The sequence below is a fragment of the Nocardioides pacificus genome, from assembly GCF_054775955.1.
Genome location: NZ_BAAHCI010000005.1, coordinates 983261 through 1004810, shown reverse-complemented (window position 1 = coordinate 1004810; position 21550 = coordinate 983261). Strand labels below are relative to the sequence as shown.

22 protein-coding genes are annotated in these 21550 nt (G+C 72.4%); 3 read left to right on the top strand and 19 right to left on the bottom strand.

Features of this window, described 5'->3' with window-relative positions; genetic code table 11:
• Positions 1–28: 28 nt before the first annotated feature.
• Positions 29–1141: a sulfotransferase family protein gene (locus ACYU7L_RS07395; RefSeq protein WP_460794694.1), complete on the bottom strand. Its 1113-nt coding sequence runs from the start codon at positions 1139–1141 to the stop codon at positions 29–31.
• Positions 1142–1200: 59 nt separating this feature from the next.
• Between ACYU7L_RS07395 and ACYU7L_RS07390 the strand changes: the two genes are divergently transcribed.
• Positions 1201–2337: a glycosyltransferase family 2 protein gene (locus ACYU7L_RS07390; protein ID WP_460794693.1), complete on the top strand. Its 1137-nt coding sequence runs from the start codon at positions 1201–1203 to the stop codon at positions 2335–2337.
• A 311-nt stretch (positions 2338–2648) separates the two neighbouring features.
• On the opposite strand, the gene ACYU7L_RS07385 is transcribed toward ACYU7L_RS07390, so the two are convergent.
• The 3 genes from ACYU7L_RS07385 to ACYU7L_RS07375 are packed head-to-tail and all read right to left on the bottom strand — an operon-like array spanning position 2649 to position 5004.
• On the bottom strand, positions 2649–3593 hold the full coding sequence (locus ACYU7L_RS07385; protein WP_460794692.1) for a glycine betaine ABC transporter substrate-binding protein: 945 nt from the start codon (positions 3591–3593) through the stop codon (positions 2649–2651).
• Positions 3590–4294: an ABC transporter permease gene (locus tag ACYU7L_RS07380; protein ID WP_460794691.1), complete on the bottom strand. Its 705-nt coding sequence runs from the start codon at positions 4292–4294 to the stop codon at positions 3590–3592. Before ACYU7L_RS07380 ends, ACYU7L_RS07385 begins: the two co-directional genes overlap by 4 nt.
• Complete coding sequence (locus tag ACYU7L_RS07375) at positions 4291–5004, bottom strand: ABC transporter permease (protein ID WP_460794690.1); 714 nt, start codon at positions 5002–5004, stop codon at positions 4291–4293. The genes ACYU7L_RS07380 and ACYU7L_RS07375 overlap by 4 nt, the downstream gene beginning before the upstream one ends.
• Before the next feature lie 3 nt (positions 5005–5007).
• Here ACYU7L_RS07375 and ACYU7L_RS07370 point away from each other — a divergent pair, with 3 nt between their 5' ends.
• Positions 5008–6042 carry an ABC transporter ATP-binding protein gene (locus tag ACYU7L_RS07370; RefSeq protein WP_460794689.1) on the top strand — a complete coding sequence of 345 codons (1035 nt, stop codon included), beginning with the start codon at positions 5008–5010 and terminating at the stop codon, positions 6040–6042.
• Here ACYU7L_RS07370 and ACYU7L_RS07365 read toward each other — a convergent pair.
• The 12 genes from ACYU7L_RS07365 to dacB form a co-directional block, all read right to left on the bottom strand.
• Positions 6035–7120 carry a GNAT family N-acetyltransferase gene (locus tag ACYU7L_RS07365; protein WP_460794688.1) on the bottom strand — a complete coding sequence of 362 codons (1086 nt, stop codon included), beginning with the start codon at positions 7118–7120 and terminating at the stop codon, positions 6035–6037. The genes ACYU7L_RS07370 and ACYU7L_RS07365 overlap by 8 nt on opposite strands.
• 195 nt (positions 7121–7315) lie before the next feature.
• The gene (locus ACYU7L_RS07360; RefSeq protein WP_460794687.1) at positions 7316–7906 is read right to left on the bottom strand and encodes a hypothetical protein; all 591 of its coding nucleotides are present in this window, start codon (positions 7904–7906) and stop codon (positions 7316–7318) included.
• A 9-nt stretch (positions 7907–7915) separates the two neighbouring features.
• A complete protein-coding gene (locus tag ACYU7L_RS07355; RefSeq protein WP_460794686.1) occupies positions 7916–8434 on the bottom strand; it encodes a DUF3180 domain-containing protein in 519 nt (172 codons plus the stop codon).
• The gene (gene folK, locus ACYU7L_RS07350; RefSeq protein WP_460794685.1) at positions 8431–9000 is read right to left on the bottom strand and encodes a 2-amino-4-hydroxy-6-hydroxymethyldihydropteridine diphosphokinase; all 570 of its coding nucleotides are present in this window, start codon (positions 8998–9000) and stop codon (positions 8431–8433) included. The genes ACYU7L_RS07355 and folK overlap by 4 nt, the downstream gene beginning before the upstream one ends.
• On the bottom strand, positions 8997–9386 hold the full coding sequence (gene folB / locus ACYU7L_RS07345; protein WP_460794684.1) for a dihydroneopterin aldolase: 390 nt from the start codon (positions 9384–9386) through the stop codon (positions 8997–8999). The genes folK and folB overlap by 4 nt, the downstream gene beginning before the upstream one ends.
• Complete coding sequence (gene folP, locus ACYU7L_RS07340; protein ID WP_460794683.1) at positions 9383–10261, bottom strand: dihydropteroate synthase; 879 nt, start codon at positions 10259–10261, stop codon at positions 9383–9385. The genes folB and folP overlap by 4 nt, the downstream gene beginning before the upstream one ends.
• Positions 10262–10269: 8 nt before the next feature.
• A complete protein-coding gene (folE, locus tag ACYU7L_RS07335) occupies positions 10270–10884 on the bottom strand; it encodes a GTP cyclohydrolase I FolE (protein WP_460794682.1) in 615 nt (204 codons plus the stop codon).
• Complete coding sequence (gene ftsH, locus ACYU7L_RS07330; protein ID WP_460794681.1) at positions 10881–12908, bottom strand: ATP-dependent zinc metalloprotease FtsH; 2028 nt, start codon at positions 12906–12908, stop codon at positions 10881–10883. The genes folE and ftsH overlap by 4 nt, the downstream gene beginning before the upstream one ends.
• 228 nt (positions 12909–13136) lie before the next feature.
• Positions 13137–13688 carry a hypoxanthine phosphoribosyltransferase gene (gene hpt / locus ACYU7L_RS07325; RefSeq protein ID WP_460794680.1) on the bottom strand — a complete coding sequence of 184 codons (552 nt, stop codon included), beginning with the start codon at positions 13686–13688 and terminating at the stop codon, positions 13137–13139.
• A 130-nt stretch (positions 13689–13818) separates the two neighbouring features.
• Positions 13819–14799 (bottom strand): tRNA lysidine(34) synthetase TilS, encoded by a 981-nt coding sequence (tilS, locus tag ACYU7L_RS07320; protein WP_460794679.1) that lies wholly within the window; start codon positions 14797–14799, stop codon positions 13819–13821.
• Positions 14800–14806: 7 nt separating this feature from the next.
• On the bottom strand, positions 14807–15844 hold the full coding sequence (locus ACYU7L_RS07315; RefSeq protein ID WP_460794678.1) for a zinc-dependent metalloprotease: 1038 nt from the start codon (positions 15842–15844) through the stop codon (positions 14807–14809).
• Positions 15845–15936: 92 nt separating this feature from the next.
• Entirely contained in the window at positions 15937–17394 is a 1458-nt protein-coding gene (gene dacB / locus ACYU7L_RS07310) for a D-alanyl-D-alanine carboxypeptidase/D-alanyl-D-alanine endopeptidase (protein ID WP_460794677.1), read from the bottom strand.
• Positions 17395–17526: 132 nt separating this feature from the next.
• Here dacB and ACYU7L_RS07305 point away from each other — a divergent pair, with 132 nt between their 5' ends.
• On the top strand, positions 17527–18018 hold the full coding sequence (locus ACYU7L_RS07305) for an inorganic diphosphatase (protein ID WP_460796608.1): 492 nt from the start codon (positions 17527–17529) through the stop codon (positions 18016–18018).
• A 99-nt stretch (positions 18019–18117) separates the two neighbouring features.
• On the opposite strand, the gene ACYU7L_RS07300 is transcribed toward ACYU7L_RS07305, so the two are convergent.
• Genes ACYU7L_RS07300 through ACYU7L_RS07290 form a run of 3 tightly spaced genes read right to left on the bottom strand, consistent with a single transcriptional unit; the run spans position 18118 to position 21502 of the window.
• Positions 18118–18777, bottom strand: a complete 660-nt coding sequence (locus ACYU7L_RS07300) for a hypothetical protein (RefSeq protein WP_460794676.1) — start codon at positions 18775–18777, stop codon at positions 18118–18120.
• Complete coding sequence (locus ACYU7L_RS07295) at positions 18774–19436, bottom strand: class I SAM-dependent methyltransferase (RefSeq protein ID WP_460794675.1); 663 nt, start codon at positions 19434–19436, stop codon at positions 18774–18776. Before ACYU7L_RS07295 ends, ACYU7L_RS07300 begins: the two co-directional genes overlap by 4 nt.
• Positions 19437–19444: 8 nt before the next feature.
• On the bottom strand, positions 19445–21502 hold the full coding sequence (locus ACYU7L_RS07290; RefSeq protein ID WP_460794674.1) for an acyl-CoA dehydrogenase family protein: 2058 nt from the start codon (positions 21500–21502) through the stop codon (positions 19445–19447).
• Between the last annotated feature and the right edge of the window lie 48 nt (positions 21503–21550).

Genomic DNA, 21550 nt, shown 5'->3' with positions numbered 1-21550 from the left:
AGGCGTCGATCAGGCGGCAGGCAACAGATCAGGGACGCGGGCGCCGCAGCGCGCGTCGTACCCCTCGACGCACCGACGGCGGGATCGCCGCGCGGACCCGGTGCGGCACGCGATCGACGATGCCGCGCGGGGCCGGGGGGCGCGAGGCGCGACGGCGGGCGATCTCGGCGGAGGCCACCGCCGAGGAGCGCGAGATGGCGGCGGACTCGTCGTAGAGCGCGACGTAGGCCGCGCGCAGCTCGTCGAGGGCCGCATGCACGGCCGGCGTGTCGCCGCCCGGGTCGGCGAGCTTGTTGAGCTCCTCCCAGGTGTGCGCGGTCAGCTCGTGCAGACGCGAGGGCAGCTCGAGCTCCTCCAGACGGACCGTGACCCGGCGCAGGCTCGGGTCGACGAACCCCTCGACCGCGGCCAGCTCCTGGGAGGTGGCGCGGCGCACGTGCTCGATACCGAGGGTCTCGCCGACGTGCATCGTGGTCCCGCGCCAGTCGTCGAGCAGGTCCGCGTAGCGCACGAACACCCTGGCCCCGGCGCTCGCCCGCGAGTCGGCGTCGGTGCGGGTGGCGAGCTCGGTGTGCAGCAGCATGTTGACCCACGAGGCGGCCAGGTGGGCGGCGCCGAGCGGGCTGTCGTAGTACTTCTGCTTGCTGCCGACCACCTCCGCCGGCGGGCGCAGCATGGTGGCGAAGACCGGGGTGGCGTCGGTGCGCAGCGCGGCGTCGCGCCACATCTCGAGGAACCAGCTCAGCCGCGGGTCCTTGACGACCAGCTCGGTGCCCTCGGCGAAGTGGCCCTCGAGCCATTGCGCCGCCGCGGCCCGGCGCTCGTCGTCGGCCGCGACAACTGCGGTCTGCGACCACGCGGCCGGGCGGGCGTCGCTCACCGCGACCGCGATCGAGTCGAGCAGGCGGTTGTGCAGGTCGACGACCCACTGCGGCTCCCCGAAGCCCTTGGGATTGGTCTCGTCGGGGACGACCTCGGGCTGCGGCACGTGCAGGCCCAGCCGCTGCACGATGCCCGACAGGGTGCTGGTGCCGCTGCGCCCGGCACCGGCCACGAAGAGGACCTTGCGCGGGATCTCGGCCGAGGAGGAGGACGGGCTCGCAGACGGGGAGGGGGCTGCGGCGGGAGGTACGGCGGTCACGAGCGTGCAGCCTACCGCCGGGGGCGGGCCGAGCCCCGGCCGCCGATAGCCTCGGGCCCATGAGGTTCGGTGGGTGGAGCCGCGCGGGACGCGGGCCGGTGGTCAGCGTCGTCGTGCCGGTGTACGACGTGGAGCGCTACCTGCCCGCCTGCCTCGACAGCGTGCTCGCCCAGACGCACCGGGCGCTCGAGGTGGTCGTGGTCGATGACGGGTCGCCGGACTCCTCCGGGGACATCGCCGAGGCCTACGCCGCTCGCGACGACCGGGTGCGCGTGGTGCACACCCCCAACGGCGGCCTCGGCGCGGCCCGCAACGAGGGGCTGCGCCACGTCACCGGCGACTACGTGGCGTTCCTCGACTCCGACGACGTCCTCCCGCGCAGGGCGTACGCCACGATGGTGCGCACCCTCGAGCGCAGCGGGTCCGACTTCGTCACCGCCGGCTGCGTGCGCTGGGAGGACGGCGAGCTGCGCGAGCCGCCGTGGATGGCGCGGCTGCACGCGCAGCGGCGGATCGGCATCACCGCCGGCGAGCACCCGGAGATCCTGGGCGACGTCTTCGCGTGGAACAAGCTGTTCCGGCGCTCCTGGTGGGAGTCGGCGGGGCTGTCGTGGCCGGAGGGGGTCCGCTACGAGGACCAGCCGGCGACCACGCTGGCCTACCTGCGCGGCCGCTTCGACGTGATCCCCGACGTGGTCTACCACTGGCGGATCCGCGGCGAGGGCTCCTCGATCACCCAGCAGCGCTCCTCGCTCGACGACCTGCGCGACCGCTTCCTCACCAAGCAGATGACGCTGGAGTCGGTGCGCGAGCTCGGCGACGAGGCGACGCTGGCGACCTCGCTCGACCGGGTCCTGCCCGGCGACCTGCACCGCTACTTCACCGAGATCCCCGGTTGCTCCGACGAGTGGTGGGACCTCCTGCACGCCGGGGTGACCGAGCTGTGGGGCGAGCGCTCGCTCGTGCACAGCGGCCTCCCGCCCGTGCACCGGCTGGTCGGCTGGCTCGTCGAGCAGGACAGGCGTGCCGACGCCGCCCGGCTGATGGAGTACGTCGCGGGGCTCGGCGGGCCGGTCCCCCGCGCCGTCGACCTGGCCGACCCCACCGCCCCTCCGCGCCTCGCCGTCCCGCCCGACGTCCTCGACCCCGCCACCGTGGCGCCCGCCGCGCTCGTCGTACGCCCGCACGAGGCCTGACCACCCACCCGACCCGGCGCATCTTCACCGCCGAGTCGGCGCAACTTCACGCCCGAGTCGGCGCATCTTCACGCCCGAGTCGGCGCATCTTCACCAGAGTGGGGGCACGAGTCGACGCGAGCGCTCCTCCGAAATCGGCTGAGTCGGCCCGGACTCGTGAGAGCCCGGACCGACTCGACGGATCCGCGTTTGTGAAATTGCGCCGACTGGGCGGTGAAGGAGCGCCGACTCGGCTGACAACTTGCGCCGACTCGGCTGACAACTTGCGCCGACTGGGCTGTTGGGGCCGGGGCTGGGCTGGGCTGGGCTGGTTAGAGGAGGCCCTCTTCGGTGAGGAAGTCGGTCGCCACGTCGGCGGGCTTCTCGCGGTCGACGGAGACCCGGACCAGCAGCTCAGCCAGGATCTCGTTGTCGAGGGAGCCCATCAGCTCGTTGAGCAGGCCCTCGACGTCCTCGTGCTCGGCCAGGAACTCGTCGCTGACGAGCGGGACGAGGTTCTGCGCGGGCTGGATGGACTTGTCGTCCTCGAGCAGCACCAGTCCCTGGCTCTCCAGGGTGCCGTCCAGCGTGCCGGTCTGGCCGAGCTGAGCCTCACCGTCGAGCACCGCCTGGTAGGTCTGCGGCGACGCGAAGCCCAGCGGCAGCACCTTGGTGATGTCGATGTCATAGACCTCCTTCAGCCCGGCCTCACAGTCCGAGCGCCCCGTGCAGTCGGGGTGGGCGGCCAGCACGACCGACTCCCCCGCCAGCTGCGAGAGCTTGGTGACGGAGTTCTCGAGGGCGTAGTCCTCGGTGATGAAGTAGGCGTTCGCCGAGGTCGCCTCCGCCGGCTCGAGGAGGGTCAGGCCCTTCTCCTCCAGCAGCGGCGTGACGTTGTCGACGGTCTCCTGGGTGTCCGTCGTGGTGAGCGACTCGGCGTCCTCGCCGTTGACCGTCGTGTTGAGGTAGTCGGTGAGCCCGCCGACGTACTCCGGCGCGAGGTCGACGCCGCCGGGCATCTCCTTCAGGTAGGCGCCGCGCTCGGTCACGCTCTTGGTCTCGACGTCGTAGCCGGCGTCCTCGAGGACAGCGGCATACATCGCGGCCATCAGCGCGGCCTCGTCGAAGGACTGCGTGGCGATGGTGACCGAGCCCCCACCGGACGACTGCGCCGGCGCATCGTCCTCGGCCTCGGTGAGCTCGTCGTCGGCGCACCCGGCGGCGAGCACGAGGGTGCCGGCCGCGAGGAGCGTGGTCAGCGTGCGTCGGATCATCATGCGGATACCACCTTCTGTGTACGGCGACCGGAGGCCGCGCGCTGGAGCAGGGACGAGACGAGTTCGAGGAGCAGGGCGACGACGGCGACCACGATCGCCCCGGCGATGGCCTGCCCGTAGAGGTTGCGGGCGAAGCCGTCGGTGATCACCCGGCCGAGACCGGGCCCGGCGACCAGGGCGGCGATGGTGGCGGTGGCCCACAGCTGGACCAACGCCATCCGCAGGCCGGCCGCCACGAGGGGCAGCGCCAGCGGGAGCTCGATGCGCGCGAAGAGCTGAGGGCCGGTCATGCCCATCCCGCGCGCGGCGTCGACCACGTCGGCGGGCACCTCGCGCATCGCGGTGTAGGCCTGCGTGATGATCGGCGGCAGGGCGAAGAACGTCAGCGCGAGCAACGTCGCCATCCCCGCCCGGCCGTAGGGGCCCAGCGTCGCCGTACCCGGCCAGTCGGCCGCCACCAGGAGCGCGAGCAGCGCGAAGGTCGGGACCGCCCGGCCGACGTTGGAGATGTTGATCGCGAGCAACCCTCCCCAGCCGAGGTGCCCGAGCAGCAGCGCCACCGGGAGGCCCACCGCCATCGCCATCAGCAGGGCGGTCACCGTGACCAGCAGCTGCTGGACGAGCAGCTCCAGCATCCCGCCGTCGCCGGACCAGTGGGACCACTCGAGGAGGTAGGAGAAGGCGTTGCTCAGCGTGCTCACGCACGCACCCCCCGCGCCCACGGCGTCAGCAGCCACTGGGCCACGACGATGAGAAGGTCCAGCACGACGGCGATCACGACACACAGCACCGCGGCGGCGAGCAGCTGGGCCCGGAAGTTGGTGCTGACCCCGCTGGCCAGCAGGTTGCCGAGCCCGCCGTAGGCGACCACCGAGCCGACCGTCGTCAGCGCCACCGTCGACACCGTGGCGACCCGGAGGCCCGCCAGCATCACGGGCAGGGCGAGCGGCAGCTCGACGCGCAGCAGCCGCCCGGAGGCCGAGTAGCCCAGGCCCGTGGCCGACTCACGCACATGATCGGGCACGGCGCGCAGACCGTCGAGGACGGCACGGACCAGGATCGTCAGCGCATAGAGCGCGAGCCCGATCACGACGGTCGTCGCGCTCAGCCCGGTGAAGGGAACCAGCAGCGGGAAGAGCGCCAGCGACGGCACCGCATAGATCCCGGAGGCGGTCGCCAGCAGGGCGCCCTCCAACCGCGGGAGGCGGCGGGCCAGGAGAGCGAGCGGGAGGGCGATCAGCATCCCCAGGACCAGCGCCGCCGCGGTGATCGTGAGGTGCTGGGTGGTGGCGTCGATCAGCTCGGGACGGCGATCCACCACGTAGTCCCAGCACACCCACTCGTTGGCCAGCAGGCTGTAGCAGCTGGGCTCGCTGACCGGCGCGCCGGCCACCTGGGTCAGTAGGGTCACGGCATGGACGCTACCGAAGTCCCCATGATCCGGCTCTCCGGCGTGAGCAAGAGGTACGGCGACGGGCCGGTCGCCGTGCACGAGCTCGACCTCTCCGTCGGTCGAGGCGAGCTGGTCTGCCTGGTCGGCCCGTCGGGCTGCGGCAAGTCCACGACGCTGAAGATGATCAACCGGCTGATCGAGCCCAGCACCGGCACGATCGAGATCGACGGGCAGGACGTCACCCACCAGGATCCGGTGCAGCTGCGGCGGGGCATCGGCTACGTCATCCAGCAGGTGGGGCTCTTCCCCCACCAGAGGATCATCGCCAACGTGATGACCGTGCCGCTGCTGTACGGCGAGTCCCGGGCCACTGCGCGCGCCCGGGCGACCGAGCTGCTGGAGCTGGTCGGCCTCGACCCCGCGACGTACGCGGACCGCTATCCCCACCAGCTCTCCGGTGGTCAGCAGCAGCGTGTCGGCGTCGCCCGGGCGCTGGCGGCGAACCCGCCGGTGCTGCTGATGGACGAGCCGTTCGGCGCGGTCGACCCGCTGGTGCGCACCAAGCTGCAGGACGAGTTCCTGCGCCTACAGCGTGACCTCGGCAAGACCGTGGTGCTGGTGACCCACGACATCGACGAGGCGGTGCGGATGGGCGACCGGGTGGCGATTTTCGCGGAAGGGGGTTGGCTCGCGCAGTACGACACCCCCGCCGAGCTGCTGGCCCGTCCGGTCGACGACTTCGTGGCGGACTTCGTCGGCTCGACCCGGGGGCTGCGCCGGCTCGCGGTGACCCGGATCGATGAGACCCACCTGGAGCCCCTCGACGGGGTGCGCACCGGCGACCTCGCCGCGGCGGTCGACGTCGGCGCCACCCTCGAGGAGGCGCTCGCGGTGATGCTGCGCGACGACCGCGCCGTGGTCGGCGTACGCCGGGGCGCGCAGTTCGTCGGCGTGCTCACCCCGGCCGGCATCCACCGGGCGCTGCGGGCGTCGCTGGAGCCGGGCGGGGAGGCTGTCGACCCGGTCCCCCTCACCAAGCGCGAGCCGCTCAGCTGACCGGGATGTCCTTGTGCCAGGACTCGGTGACGTAGCGGGTCTGCCACCCCATGCCGGTGTAGAGCCCGTCCGCGCCGGTCGGTGAGTCGGCGTCGACCTCGAGCCCGACACGGTCGTGGCCGCGCTCCGCCGCGTCGGCGATGATCGTGGTGAGCAGCCCCTTGGCGACCCCGCGTCCGCGGGCGTTGGCGAGCACGCCCAGGTAGTCGACGTACGACCCGTCCGGGCCGTCCTCGGTCTCCGAGAGGGTGCCGACCAGGGCGCCGGCGGCCTCAGGGGCCCCGTCGCCGTCCACGATCTCGGCCAGCCACCAGTGGTCCCAGCGGTGGCCGGGGTCCTCGCGCAGACGGTGCACGAACTCGGCGAAGCTCTCCTCGCGCGAGTTGAAGTGGTCGGTGAAGGCGCCCTCGAGCACCTCGTGCACGGCACGCAGGTCGGCCTCGTCGGGCATGCCGCTGCCCTCGCGCTCGACACGGCGGAAGACCACGCCCTTGCGCTCCCAGCGCGCCGGGTCGGGCACCAGGGCCGACTCGTCGGCGCTCACGGGGCGGTTCATCTGCCACCAGGTGCGGACCCGGTTGAAGCCGGCGTTCTCGAGCCACTTGTGCTGGCGCTCGTCGTCGGCGAAGGCGCCGGTGTCGATCTGCTGGACGTCGAGCCCGCGGGCCGCACCGACCTCGCGGGCCTGGGCCTCGGCCCACTCGTAGAGCACCTGCGAGCACTGCTCGGCCACCTCCTCGGCGACGTCGCGGTCGACCAGGTGGACATAGAGCATCCGCCCCGCCGCACGGTCGTGGACGCTGCCCCAGGCACGCGCCACCCCGTCGGCGTCTCGGATGACGACGTTGGCGCGGGTGCGCTCCCCGTGCTCGGAGATCTCGACGAGGACCGAGTCCTCACCGGCCGAGGCCCACCCGCGGGCGACCTCCTCGTGGCGGCGCAGCAGCGCCGTCAGCTGGGCGACGTCTCCGGGGTCCTCGGGGTCCGCGCCGCCGACCGTCCAGCCCTCGGGAAGGGGGAGCCGGTCGGGTAGCACCTCGTCGGGATCGTTCTCGAACCTGGAGTCCTCGGGGATCACGACGAACCAGCATGCCCTAAGTGCGTCGCGCCAAACGGGCCGGGGGGTGACCTACGCCGCAAATGTAACGCGGGGTTATCGGGGCCACCGGGGCGTTATAGCACGGTGGTAGTTCCGATAACCCCGCGCTACAGCTGGCGGTACGGCGAGCAGCGCGCGGCGTGGCGGCCGCGCGGAGGCGTCAGGTGGGGGGCGTCAGGCGCGGCGGCGGGCCGGCTCGGCGGCGGCAGCCATCCAGGCGGCCAGCTCGGCACGGAGGGTGTCGAGCTCGGCCTCGAGCTCGGCGACGCGGACGATCGCCTCCGCGGCGCGCTCCTGGGCGTCGTCGAGCTGGCCGGCGGCGGTGCGCTCGCGGGTCTCGGCGACGTCGGCGCGGCGAGCTTCGGCGTTCATCTTGCGGGTGACCTCGGCGGCCCGCTTCTGGGCCTCGGCGAGGACGACCTCGAGCTCGCCGATGGTGGTCTCCCGGTCGGTGATGCGCTTGGCCATCTCGTCGGCGAAGGCGGCGTTCTCAGCGGAACGGCGCTCCGACATCGCGCGGTAGGCCTGCGCCTGCTCGGCGCGGTCGCGGGCTGCCTCGACGCGGGTCTGCACCAGCTCGGCGTGCGTGATCTTGGTGGACGCTGCGCCCAGCACGACGCCGGCGAAGGCGGCCAGCACGACCAGGAGCGACGATCCGCTCGCCACGGCGCCCACGACGAGCAGCGCGGCCGCGACGAGGAGGACGACGGCGACCGTCAGCCGGGTGCTGCGCTGACGACGGCGGGACGACGAGGGGGAGGCCATGGGAGCAGACTAGGGCGCATCCGGGTCGGATCGGACGCGACACGCACGCTCCAGGAGCAGAGACGTGATGGCGATCGCCACACCTGCGGCGGCTGCCACCAGCGAGCGGACGACCCGCTGGTCGGCCAGCTGGGCGGAGGCGCCCACCCAGCTCAGCGCATAGCCGAGGTAGCCACCGGCCACCAGCGCACCCACCAGCGCGCAGGCCCGAGCCAGGACCAGCCGGTTGACCGCCTGCTGAGGTTCGAGTCGCTCGTGGCGCACGTGCACGACCCGCCAGGTCAGCCAGGCGGTGACTGCGAGGAGCACGGCGACCAGCAACAGCGCCGACACCTGCAGCCAGGTGACCAGCGGCGCCGTGCCGGAGATCCACTCGAAGAGCGGCCGCACCGCCCAGCCGCCGACGAGACCGGCCAGGCCCCAGCCCAGCAGGGCCTGCCACGACGTCGGCTGGAGTCGCCGCTCGGGTGGGCCGGGATCGGGCCGGCCGGACGAGGGCTGGCGCGAGCCGGGCGGCCCGGACGTCACTGGAGCGAGAGCTCGAGGTCCTCGCGCAGCTTCAGGCCGCTGCGGTCCACGCCCTCGAGCAGCTCGGCGATCGCGCCGCGGTCGGGGAGGGACGCGTCGGGCTCCACGTCGTACCAGGGCTGCAGCACGAACGCGCGCTCGGCGGCCCGCGGGTGCGGCAGCTTCAGGGACTCCTCGTCGCTGCGCCGGTCGCCGACGACGATCAGGTCGACGTCGAGGGTGCGCGGCGCGTTCTGGACCTCGCCGCGCTCGCGGTGGAAGGCGTCCTCGATCGCCAGCGCGCGGTCGAGCAGACGCGCGGCCGACAGCGTGCTGTCGAAGAGCACGACGGCGTTGAGGTAGGGCCGGGCGTCGGCCGGGGAGTCGACGGGCGCCGTCTCATAGACCGGCGAGACGGAGGTGACCCACACCTCGGGGGTGTCGGCCAGCGCGTCCACGGCGCCTTGCAGGCTGGTCATCCGCTCCCCGAGGTTCGACCCCAGGGCGACGACGCAGCGGCGGATCGGGTGCATCTCTCCGGTCAGCGTGTCGGCGTCGACGATGTGCGGGTTGGGGGTCTCAGTCACGGTCGGCCCTTCCGGGTGATGGTCAGCGTGACGTCCGAGAACGTCGCGTCGATGGGTGCAGCTGGTTTGTGGACGGTCACCTGGGCCCAGTCAACACGATCCGCGGTGAGGCAGACATCCGCGATGCGCTGGGCCAGGGTCTCGATGAGGTCCACCGGCTCGGTCTCCACAGCGTGCTTGACCGAGGTCACGAGACTTCCGTAGTCGACGGTGTCATGCAAGTCGTCGGAGGCGGCCGCTGGACGGGTGTCGAGTCCCAAGGTGAGGTCGATGACGAAGACCTGACCCTCCCGGCGCTCGAAGTCGAAGACGCCGTGGTGGCCGAAGCACTCGATGCCTCGCACGGTCAGCTCGTCGCTCCTGGGCAGGGCGGCGGTGTCGGTCACGGGAGGTCCCTTTCAGCGGGTCGGGTGGTCGGTGGTGCGGCCAGTGCGGCCACCACCTGCAGCGCGTCGCGGCTGGCGCGCACGTCGTGCACGCGCACCGCCCACACGCCGTGGGTGGCCAGCCGGGTGGTCAGGGCGGTCACCGCCGCCTCGCGGTCCAGGACGGCACGGGGCTCGCCGTCCGCGTCGGCCAGCAGGTGGCCCAGGAACGCCTTGCGGCTCGCACCGACGAGGAGGGGGAAGCCGAGCGCGTCGAGCTCGTCGAGGCCGCGCAGCAGCTCCCAGTTCTGCTCACCGGTCTTGGCGAACCCCAGGCCCGGGTCGAGCACGATCTGCTCGTCGCGCACGCCGGCGGCCCGCATCGCGGCCACCCGCTCGGCCAGCTCGTCGCGCACGCCGCCCACGACGCCGCCGGGTCCGTCGTACGTCGTGAACTGCTGCATGCGGGTGCTGTGCGCGCGCCAGTGCATGGCGACGTACGTCGCGTCGGTGCGGGCCACGACCTCGAGGATCCGCGGGTCGGCGAGACCGCCGGAGACGTCGTTGACGATCCGTGCGCCCGCGGCCAGCGCCGCCTCGGCCACCTCGCTGCGCATCGTGTCGACGGAGAGTACGGCGCCCTCGTCGCTCAGCGCCCGGATCACGGGGACGACGCGATCGAGCTCCTCGGCGAGCAGCGGGCGGGTCGCGCCGGGGCGGGTGGACTCGCCCCCGATGTCGAGGATGTCGGCGCCGTCGGCCAGCAGTCGGCGACCGTGCGCGATCGCCGCGTCCGGGTCGGCCCAGCGTCCACCGTCGGAGAAGGAGTCGGGGGTGACGTTGACGATGCCCATCACCAGCGTGCGGCCGGCGGCGGACACGTGTGCGGGCAGCATCGGCGCCATCACCGACGGCTGTTGATCAGCGCCATCGCCTCGGAGCGGGTCGCGGCGTTGTGCATGATGCCGCGGACCGCGGAGGTGATCGTGCGGGCTCCGGCCTTGCGGACTCCGCGCATCGTCATGCACAGGTGCTCGGCCTCGATCACGACGATCACGCCACGCGCCTCGAGGATCTCCATCAGCGCGTCGGCCACCTGCGTGGTGAGCCGCTCCTGGACCTGGGGTCGCTTGGCATAGACGTCCACGAGCCGCGCGAGCTTGGACAGGCCGGTGATCTTGCCGCTCTCCGCGGGGATGTAGCCCACGTGCGCGACGCCGGTGAACGGCACGAGGTGGTGCTCGCACATCGACCACAGCTCGATGTCGCGCACCAGCACCATCTCGTCGTGGCCGATGTCGAACGTCGTGGTGAGCACGTCCTCGGGCTCGAGCCGCAGCCCCGCGGTCAGCTCCTCGTAGGCCCGCGCCACCCGGGCGGGGGTGTCGCGCAGCCCTTCGCGGTCCGGATCCTCGCCCAGCGCGATGAGCAGCTCACGCACGGCCGCCTCGGCGCGCACGTGGTCGAAGGCGGGGACCCCGGACGCGGGGCGCTCCTCCATCCCGATCGGGTCGGTCATCGGGGCGGGAGATCCTGGCCGGGGGCCGGCGGCATCACGCCGGGATCTCCGTGCACGTCGCCACCGTTGCCGGGAGGCGTGATGACGACGCCGCCCTCGCGCTTCTTCTCGAGGTCGAGGCCGTTGGCGATCGCCCGGTCCTTGATCTCCTGCGGGATCTCGATCGGCGGGATCTGCGAGGGGTTGCGGTCGGGCGACCCGGTCCAGGCCGGACGCGCCTGACGCCGACGCAGCGGCTCGAAGATCTCGGCGACCTCGGCCTTGTCGAGCGTCTCGCGGTCCATCAGCGCTAGGACCAGCGAGTCCAGGACGTCGCGGTTCTCCTCGAGGATGTCGAACGCCTCCTGGTGGGCCGTGGCCAGGAACCGCTTGGTCTCGTCGTCGACGATCGCGGCGACGTCCTCGGAGTAGTTGCGCTGATGTCCCATGTCGCGCCCGAGGAAGGGCTCGCCCTGGGTCTCGCCCAGCTTGATCGCTCCGAGGCGCTCGGTCATGCCGTACTGGGTCACCATCGCGCGGGCCAGGTTGGTGGCCTTCTCGATGTCGTTGCCGGCGCCGGTGGTCGGGTCGTGGAAGACCATCTCCTCGGCCGCACGCCCGCCCAGCATGTAGGCGAGCTTGTCGAGCATCTCCGAGCGGGTCTGGGAGTACTTGTCCTCGTCGGGCAGCACCATCGTGTAGCCCAGGGCGCGACCACGCGGGAGGATCGTGATCTTGTGCACCGGGTCGGTGCCCGGCAGCGCCGCCGCCACGAGCGCGTGGCCGCCCTCGTGGTAGGCGGTGATGAGCTTCTCCTTCTCGCTCATCAGCCGCGAGCTGCGCTGCGGTCCGGCGATCACCCGGTCGATGGCCTCGTCGAGGGACCGGTTGGTGATCTGCTTCTGGTTCTGCCGCGCGGTGAGCAGCGCGGCCTCGTTGAGCACGTTGGCGAGGTCGGCGCCGGTGAACCCGGGGGTGCGACGCGCGATCGAGCGCAGGTCGATGTCCGTCGACATCGGCTTGCCGCGCGAGTGGACCCGCAGGATCATCTCGCGGCCGGCGAGGTCGGGGGCGTCGACGCCGATCTGGCGGTCGAAGCGGCCCGGGCGCAGCAGCGCGGGGTCGAGGACGTCGGGTCGGTTGGTGGCGGCGATCAGGATCACGCCGCCGCGGACGTCGAAGCCGTCCATCTCGACGAGCAGCTGGTTGAGGGTCTGCTCGCGCTCGTCGTGACCGCCGCCCATGCCGGCGCCGCGGTGGCGACCGACGGCGTCGATCTCGTCGATGAAGACGATGGCCGGCGCGTTCTCCTTGGCCTGCTCGAACAGGTCGCGCACCCGGGAGGCGCCGACGCCGACGAACATCTCGACGAAGTCGGACCCGGAGATCGAGTAGAACGGCACGCCGGCCTCACCGGCGACGGCGCGGGCCAGCAGCGTCTTGCCGGTGCCGGGCGGGCCGTAGAGCAGCACGCCCTTGGGGATCTTGGCGCCGACAGCCTGGAACTTGGCGGGCTCCTGGAGGAACTCCTTGATCTCGCCGAGCTCCTCGATGGCCTCGTCGCAGCCGGCGACGTCGGCGAACGTGGACTTGGGCATGTCCTTGGAGATCAGCTTGGCCTTGGACTTGCCGAACTGCATGACCCCGCGGCCGCCGCCGCCCTGCACCTGGTTCATCAGGAACAGGAAGATCAAGATGATGATGATGAACGGAAGGAACGTCGCGAGGATGGAGCCGAGCAGGCTCGGCTGCGGGTTCTCGGAGTTCGACTTCTCGATCGTGCCCTCGGCGACCTGCTCGTCGACGGCCTCGATGATGCCTTCCTGCTGGCCCTGGACGTAGTAGGCCATGACCTCGGACCCGCCCTCGCGGTCGACGTCGTCGTCGAGAGTGGCCTTGATCTCCTGGTCACCGTCGACGAACGTGATCTCCTTGACGTCGCCGTTGGCGATGTACTCCTCCATCTGGGAGGTGGAGACCTCGTCGTGCCCCCCTCCGGGGGCGAGGAACTGCAGGGCCAGAAGCACGCCGACAACGGCGACCACGACCCACAGCCAGGGACCTTTGAATATGCGCTTCACAGGCTTCTCTCGACAATTTCCGCACGGTGCCCCGTCGGATCGACGGGGCACGCTCGTCTGAGGTAATGACGGTACACGTCTGAGCCAACGCAGAACCCGCCGGGCGCGACCGTCTCAGCGGCCGCTCCGGGAGCTCTCAGCGTCGGCTCAGACAGGCGTCCGTCGGGCGGGGATGACTCAGGAGCGGTGGGCTCAGGAGTACACGTGCGGCGCGAGCGTCCCGACCGAGCGCAGGTTGCGGTAGCGCTCCTTGTAGTCGAGGCCGTAGCCCACGACGAACTCGTTGGGGATGTCCCACCCGACGTACTTCACCTCGACCGGCATGCTCTGCGCCTCCGGCTTGCGCAGCAGCGTGGCGATCTCGATGCTGGCCGGGTTGCGGCTCGACAGGTTCGAGACCAGCCAGCTCAGCGTCAGCCCGGTGTCGATGATCTCGTCGACGACCAGCACGTGGCGCCCCGAGATGTCGGTGTCGAGGTCCTTGAGGATGCGCACGACGCCGCTGGACTTGGTGCCCGATCCGTAGGACGACACCGCCATCCAGTCCATCTCGACGTGACAGCTCAGCGACCGCGAGAGGTCGGCCATCACCATGACCGCGCCGCGCAGGACCCCGACGAGCAGGATGTCCTTGCCCGCGTAGTCCGCATCGATCCGGGCTGCCATTTCCTTCAGCTTGTCCTGGATCTGCTCCTCGGTGAAGAGGATGTTGACCAGGTCGTTCTCCACGTGGGCCGCGTCCATGGGAAGAAGGGTAGGCGGTCGCTCGCTCCCGGTGCCGTTGGGGACCAAACGGCAGCGAAAACCGGCCGAGCCCTGTCGTCTCTGACCAATCGACGCCCACTCCGACCCGCGGCCCCGCCAGCCCCGTCCCTCAGCGCTGGGCCGCCTCGAACGCCAGCGCCCCGTCGCGCCGTACGACGCGCAGGTGGCCGGGCAGGTCGATCCAGCGCTGGCCCCGCCAGTGGGTGAGCAGCGCGTCGACGGCCAGGACGTGGTCGTGGAAGAGCTCGCTGGCCGGGCTGCCGGCGGCGAGCGCGGCGAGCCGGATCGCGCGGCGGCGCAGCGGGGCGGGCTCGGCGGCGAGCGTCGCGACGTCGAGGGCACCGCCGGCGCGTACGGCGCGCAGCAGCGTGGCGTCGGCGAGCTCGTCGAGCAGCTCCATGTCGCCGCGCAGCTGGTCGGCGGTGCGCGCCAGGGTCACGGCGACGCCGGGCCCGAGCTCGGCCTCCAGCATCGGCAGCACCACCTGGCGCACGCGGACCCGGGTGAAGCGAGGGTCGTCGTTGTGCGGGTCGCTCCACGGGTGCAGCCCCTCGGCCTCGCAGGCGGCGCGGGTGTCGGCGCGGGAGACGTCGAGCAGCGGGCGGAGGTAGCGGCCGAAGCCGCGCCGCATCCCCGCGATCGAGCGCCCCCCGGAGCCGCGGGTGAGGCCGAGCAGCACGGTCTCGGCCTGGTCGTCGCGGGTGTGGCCGAGCAGCACGACCTCCGCCTCCAGGCGACCCGCGAGCTCCTCGAGCGCGGCATACCGAGCCTCCCGGGCGGCGGCCTCGGGCCCGATGCCAGCGGCATCGACGCTCACGGTGACGGCCGCCGTCTCGTCGACGTCGAGCGCGGCCATCTCCTCGACCAGCCGGGCCGCCCGAGCCGCCGAGCCCTCCTGGAGCCCGTGGTCGACCGTGGCGCCGACGACCCGCCAGCCGGCCGCGCGGCCCTCGAAGACCGTCGCGCTCAGCAGGGCCAGGGAGTCGGCCCCGCCCGAGCAGGCGACGACGACGGTCCGTCCGGGACCGACGTCGACGAGCGCGCGCCGTACGGCGAGGCGGACCGCGGCGACGGCGGGGTGCAGCGCCACGCCGGCGTCAGCCCAGGACCCGGGCGACCCAGGCGTCCGGGTCGGAGATCTCGGCCTTGGAGGGGAGGTTCTCCGGGGCGGCCCACACGGCGTTGAACTCGGCCATGCCGACCTTGTCGACGACGCCGTGGACGAACTTCGCGCCGTCGCGGTACTGCGCCATCTTCGCGTCCATCCCGAGCAGCCGGCGAAGCAACTTGTCGAGGACGCCGACGCCCTTGCGACGCTGGTTGAACGCCTTGCGGATCCGGGCCACCGACGGGATCACCTGGGGGCCGACGCCGTCCATCACGACGTCCGCGTGCCCCTCGAGCAGCGACATCACCCCGGTCACCCGGTCGAGCACCTGCTGCTGCTCGGGGCTGCTGACCAGGTCGATCAGGCTGCCCCCACCACTGCGCATGCTCCGCACCGCCGCGAAGAGCCGGTCCGCGAGGTCCTCGCCACCGTCCTGCGGCGACATCGAGTCGGCCAGCGACTGCATCTGGGCGAAGAGGTGGTCGCGCATCCACGGCACGGCGGTGAACTGCACCCGGTGGGTCTCCTCGTGCAGGCACACCCAGAGCCGGAAGTCGGAGGGGTCGGCCCCGAGCTCGCGCTCCACGTTGACGATGTTGGGGGCTACCAGCAGCAGCCGTCCGGAGGGCTCGAAGAACGGGTCGAACTGGCCGAGCACCTTGGTGCCGAGGAAGCCGAGCAGCCCCCCGACCTCGACGCCGGTGACCCGGGAGCCGATGGCCCGCGACAGGCCCTTGGGAGGCCCCTTCTTCTCGGTCAGCTTGTCGATCAGCGGCTCGAGGATGACCGCGAAGCCGTCGGCGTTGGCCTGGATCCAGCCGGCGCGGTCGACGACGAGCACGGGCGCGGTGGCCTCCTGCGCCTCCAGGCCGGTGAAGTCACGGACCAGACCGGTGGAGCGCGCGGCGCCGGCGCGCAGCTCGGCGACGGCGGCCACGGCCTCGTCGCGCTCGACGGCGGGTCCCTCCCCCGCCACCCGGGAGCCCAGCGAGACAGCGAGGTCCCAGTCGATCATCTTCGCGCTCATGGCCCGACCCTACGTGTGGGCCGGAAGCAGCGCCCTCGCTCCGCTCAGGGTCTACCAGTTCGCTCCTCTCAGGGTCTGCCAGTTCCCTCCGCTCAGGCGGAGCACCGGCAGGCGCCGAGCTGGGCGGCCACCTCGTCGAGCGCCTCGCGCGCGTCCAGCGCGTCGAGCTCCCCGACCCGGTCGGCGATCAGCGCGAAGACCATCACGTTGCCGTCGAGGTCCGTGGCCAACCCCGCCAGACCGTGCACCCCGGTGAGCGTGCCGGTCTTGGCGCGGACCCGGCCCGGACCGGCGTCGGCTCCGGTGTCGAAGCGCTCGGCCAGCGAGCCGGTGAAGCCCGCGACCGGCAGCCCGGTGAGGACGGCGCGCAGCCGTGGGTGCTCCGACGAGGCCGCGACGCGCAGCACGTCGAGGAGCGTCACGGCGTCCAGGCGGTTCTCCCGGGACAGCCCGCTCCCGTCGTACACGAGGTCGCGGGCCAGCGGCACGCCCAGCCGACGCAGCGTCTGCACGACCCCCGCCGCCCCGGCCGTGAAGGAGCCCTCGCCGGACACGGCGATCCCCACGTGGTGGGCCAGCACCTCGGCCGCCTCGTTGTCGCTGACGTCGAGGACCCGCTCCACGATCTGGTCGACCGGGGCGCTCTCGACCTGGGCCAGCGCCGTGGCACCGGCCGGGGCCGCGCCGACCTGAGGCTGCCCCTGCACGCGTACGCCGGCCCGGGTCAGGGCCGCCGCGAACGCCCGGCCCGCCTCCAGCGACGGGTCGGCGACCCGACTCCAGCTGTCCTCGACCCGCCCCTGGTCGACCCACAGCGCGGTGATCGGCGAGACGACGCCGTCGGGGATGTAGTCGGGGCGCCAGCGCGGGGTCGCGGTGGGGCCGGTGAAGAGGGAGTCGTCATAGGCCAGCCGCACCCGTCGTACGCCGTCGGCCCGCAGCGCCCGAGCGGTGGCGCGGGCGAGCGTGACCACATCGGCACGCGGCGGGTAGGCCTCCTCGTCGGCCGCCAGCGGCCGCCGCGCGAGGTAGGGGTCGCCGCCGCCCACCAGCACGACCTCGCGACTCCCGGCGCCCGCCACCACGCGGGTGGTGAAGGTGTGGTCGGGCCCGAGCGCCTCGAGCGCGGCCGCGGCGGTGAGCAGCTTCATCGTGGACGCCGGGACGACCAGGCCGCTGCCGCTCTCGAACACCGGGCTCCCGCCGGAGAGGTTCGCGACGGCTGCGACCACGTGGCGACCCAGGTCCTGGTCCGCGAGCCCGGCCCGCAGCGCTCGTCGTACGGCGACCGGGTCGACCGCACCCGCGGCGGAGGCGGGCACCGGCGCCGCCACCGGGGCGGGCTCCGTCAGCTCCGGGAGGTCGAGACCGGGAGGCGGAGCGACGGCCGCCGGGTCGGTGCGAGGATCGGGGCCGTCGAGGCCGAACCAGCGGGATCCGAGGTCGAAGCGGTACGCCGCACCGGCCGCCGCCAGCAGGGCAAGGACGAGGACCACGGGCAGCCAGCGAGACAGCGCGCCAGCAGTGTGGCGTGCATCACCTCGCCCCATCGTGTCCCCCCTACGAATACCGGTTCATCACATTCTGCGCGAGACTGACCCCGGCTCCGAGCCTGGGGCCCCTGACTGGACCTGTTCCGGCCACCTCACGCAGGGGCCGACGATCGTTGGAGGAACAACGTGCTGGAGTTCGACGTACTCGTAGAGATTCCCAAGGGTGAGCGGAACAAGTACGAGGTCGACCACGAGTCAGGTCGCCTGCGCCTCGACCGGATGCTGTTCACCTCCACCCAGTATCCCGCCGACTACGGCTACATCGAGAACACCCTCGGCCAGGACGGCGACCCGCTCGATGCCCTCGTGATCCTCCAGGCGCCGACCTTCCCCGGCTGCCTCATCAAGTGCCGCGCCATCGGGATGTTCCGGATGACCGACGAGGCCGGCGGCGACGACAAGGTCCTCTGCGTCCCCTCCCACGACCCGCGCCTGGGCCACCTCAAGGACATCGGCGACGTGTCGAAGTACGACCGTCTCGAGATCCAGCACTTCTTCGAGGTCTACAAGGACCTCGAGCCCGGCAAGTCCGTCGAGGGCGCCAACTGGGTCGGCCTCGCCGACGCCGAGGCCGAGGTCCTGGCCTCCTTCGAGCGCGCCAAGGGCAACGGCGCGCACTGAGGCATCAGGGGTCCCTGCGGCCTCTCGTTTCACGAGTTAACTCGTGAAAACCCCACTTCCCACATGAACCTTCACGTGGGAAGTGGGGTTTTCGCGTGGTCAGTACGACGAGCCCGGCGGCGCCGCGAGGAACCCCCGCAGCGCCCGGGCGACCTCCAGCAGCACCTCGCCCGTGCGGACCACGTCGCCCGGCACGCCGAGGGAGTGGTCGGCGTCGGCGAACTCGAGCATCGTGCACCCGGGCAGGGCCGCCAGGTCGTGGGCGACCGCGCTGTCCCAGAGCTCGTCGGCGAGTCCGCCCACCAGCAGCTGGCGTCCGCCGGCCGCGGAGATCGCGCGCATCCCCTCCACGACGCCGGGGTTCGTGAGCAGCGGGGTCAGCCACACGCCGTCGAGCCGGGACGCCGGGCCCGGGTGCAGGGCCAGCGTGGAGGCGCGCGTCCCGAGCGACTTGCCGCAGACGACGAGCCGACCCCCTGCCGGCCCGGCCCCGTCGGCCAGCTCGGCCTCCGCCTCCACCTCGGCGCACACGTGCTCGCGCACCCAGCCGGACGGATCGGCGAGCCGCTCCTTCGCGTCCCACCACAGCTCGCGCACGACGTACCCGTGCTGCAGGAACCCGACGCGGGCCAGGTCGAGCATCGGCCGGGCCGGCGAGTAGCGCCGTCCGGGGGCGACGACCGCCAGCCCCGTCGCCCCTCCGTCCCCTGCTGCGCGCGGCACATGCCGACGGTCGTGCCACCCGAAGGGCTCGATCACGGGGCCTCCGCCCGGAAGTAGCCGATGGCCCCGCTCTTCCTCACCATGACATCGCCCAATCCCTCGTCCCGCAGCCAGTCCCGGATCTCCTCGCCGGTGCACAGCGGGCCGAGGAGCCCGGCCGCGCGCCCCGCGAGCCGCACGTGCTCGTAGCGCCGACCGGAGTCTCGCAGCAGCGCGCTGCCGCTGAGCACTCCCCCCGGGGCCAGCACCCGCCGCATCTCGCGCACCGCCTGGCGCGGGTCGGGGAAGCAGTGCAGCCCGGTCAGGCTCAGCACGAGGTCGAAGCCCGCGTCGGCGAACGGCAGCGCCGCCACGTCGGCGAGCTGTGGGTGCACCTGGTCCGCGACGCCCAGCTCGCGCGCGAGCGACGCCGTACGGCGCAGCATGGCCGGGGCGATGTCGGCGGCGACGTAGTCCACCCCCTGACCGGGGCGCAGCGCGCGCATCGCCACCCCGCCGCCGCACGGCACGTCGAGCACCCGCGCGCCGGCGGGCAGCCGGCCGATCTCACCGGCCGCCGCGTGCAGCAGGCTCAGGTCGCTGCCGACCCCGACCCGCCAGAGCACACCGCCCGGTCGGGGGTTCTCCACCGTCCAGTCATAGAAGCGCGCCCAGAGCGGGTCCTCGTGCCACCCGCCGAAGCCGGGGAGTCGCATGCGGCTGCTCAGTCGCCCGAGCCGGCCGGGTCGTCACCCGCCAGTCCGCCGCCCACCAGCTCCGGCGCGCGCAGCATCGCGGCCGGCACCCCGAACGCGTCGACCAGGTCCTCGGCGATCGGGCGCAGCTTGCGGCACAGGTCGCCGATCTCGCGGGTGATCGCCTTCGAGCGCTGGCTGCTCAGCCGTCCGTGCTCCATGAACCAGGCGCGGTCGGCCTCGATCACGCTCAGCGCGTGCAGGTCGCACAGCATCATCAGCGCGACCTTGTCGTCGCCGTCCTCCATCGCCTGCGTCTTGGCGACGAAGGCCTCGAGCACGAGCCGCTCGACGTGGGCGCGGGCCGCCTTGATCACGTGGTCCTGCACGCGGGAGAACACGACGCCGGGGTTCATCCCCTGGTCGACGCCGCGCTTGAGCCGACGGGCGACGCCGCCGATCACGTGCTCCTCGCGGAAGCGCAGCATCGCCAGCTGGTAGTCGGGGTCGAGCAGCCCGGCCTCCTGGTCCCACTCGTCACCGCTGGGGAACACGTCGCGGATGCGCTGGAGCACCTTGTGCACCGCGGTCCGCTCGAGCACGGTCTCGACGGCCAGCCCGGCGACGAAGCGGACCATGCCGAACTGGTCCATGTCCTCGAACTCGCTGGCGTAGTCGGTGAGCAGCCCCTTGGCCACCAGCTGCAGCAGGACGTGGTTGTCGCCCTCGAAGGTCGTGAAGACGTCCGTGTCCGCCTTCAGCGCGGCGAACCGGTTGACCGAGATGTAGCCCGCACCGCCGCATGCCTCGCGACACTCCTGGATGGTGCGTGTCGCGTGCCAGGTGCCGTAGGCCTTGGTGCCCGCCGCCCGCGCCTCGAGCGCTCGTACGGCGGACTCGTCGCCGCCGCCCTGGCCGGAGAAGGCGTCGTGCAGCTGGCCGCGCACGACCTCCTGGGCGAAGTGCATCGCGTAGGTGTCGGCCAGCAGCGGCAGCAGCCGGCGCTGGTGCATGCCGTAGTCGAGGAGCAGCTCCTCCTCGTCGCCGCTGGCCTCGAACTGGCGGCGGTGGTTGGCGTACTTCACCGCGATCGCCAGCGCGACCTTGCTCGCGTTGATCCCGGCGCCACCCACCGACACTCGCCCCTGCACGAGCGTGCCGAGCATCGTGAAGAAGCGCCGGTTGGGGTTCTCGATCGGCGACTCGTAGACCCCCGCCGGGGTGACGTCGGCGAAGCGGTTGAGCAGCGCGGTGCGCGGCACCCGCACCTCGTCGAACCACAGCCGGCCGTTGTCCACGCCGTTGAGACCCATCTTGTGCCCGCAGTCCGCGATGCGCACGCCGGGGGCGGGCTCGCCGTCGACGCGGATGGGTACGACGAACGCGTGCACGCCCTCGCGCTTGCCGGCGACCTCGAGCTGCGCGAAGACGACCGCGAGCTCGGCGTGCTTAGCGGCGTTGCCGATGTAGTCCTTGCGGGCCGACTCGGTGGTCGTGGTGATCACGAACTCCTGCGTTGCCACGTCGTACGTCGCGACCGTGCCGAGCGCCTGCACGTTGGAGCCGTGGCCCGACTCCGTCATCGCGAAGCAGCCCATCAGCTCCCCGGTGATCAGGTCGTGGAGGTAGGCGTCGTGGTGGGCCTTGGTGCCGAGCTGGAGGATCGCGCCGCCGAAGAGGCCGAACTGCACGCCCACCTTCACCAGCACGGAGAGGTCGCCGTAGGCGAGCGTCTCGAAGGCCGCGATCGACGCGCCGAGGTCACCGCCGCCGCCGTACTCCTCGGGGAAGCCCATGCCGGTCTGCCCGGTCTGGGCCATCTCGACGACGACCTCCTTGACCCGCTCCCGGAACGCGTCGCGGTCGAGCTCCTCGGCGTCGGCGAGGATCGAGGCGTAGTCCGCGAGGTTCGTGCGCACGAGGTTGCGCACCTCGGCGTAGCGGTCGTCGAGCAGCGCCCTCAGCGCCTCGACGTCGACGACCGGCTGCGTGTAGCCACGCTCGGTCTCCGTGGCGGCGTCGCCTGAGTCGGTCGCGGGGGCGTGCGGGTCGGCACCCGCGGAGGACGGGGCGGTGTCGGTGGCCATGGGCCGACGTTACCCAGCCCCACGACGGGGCAACCGCGAGATGGGTCA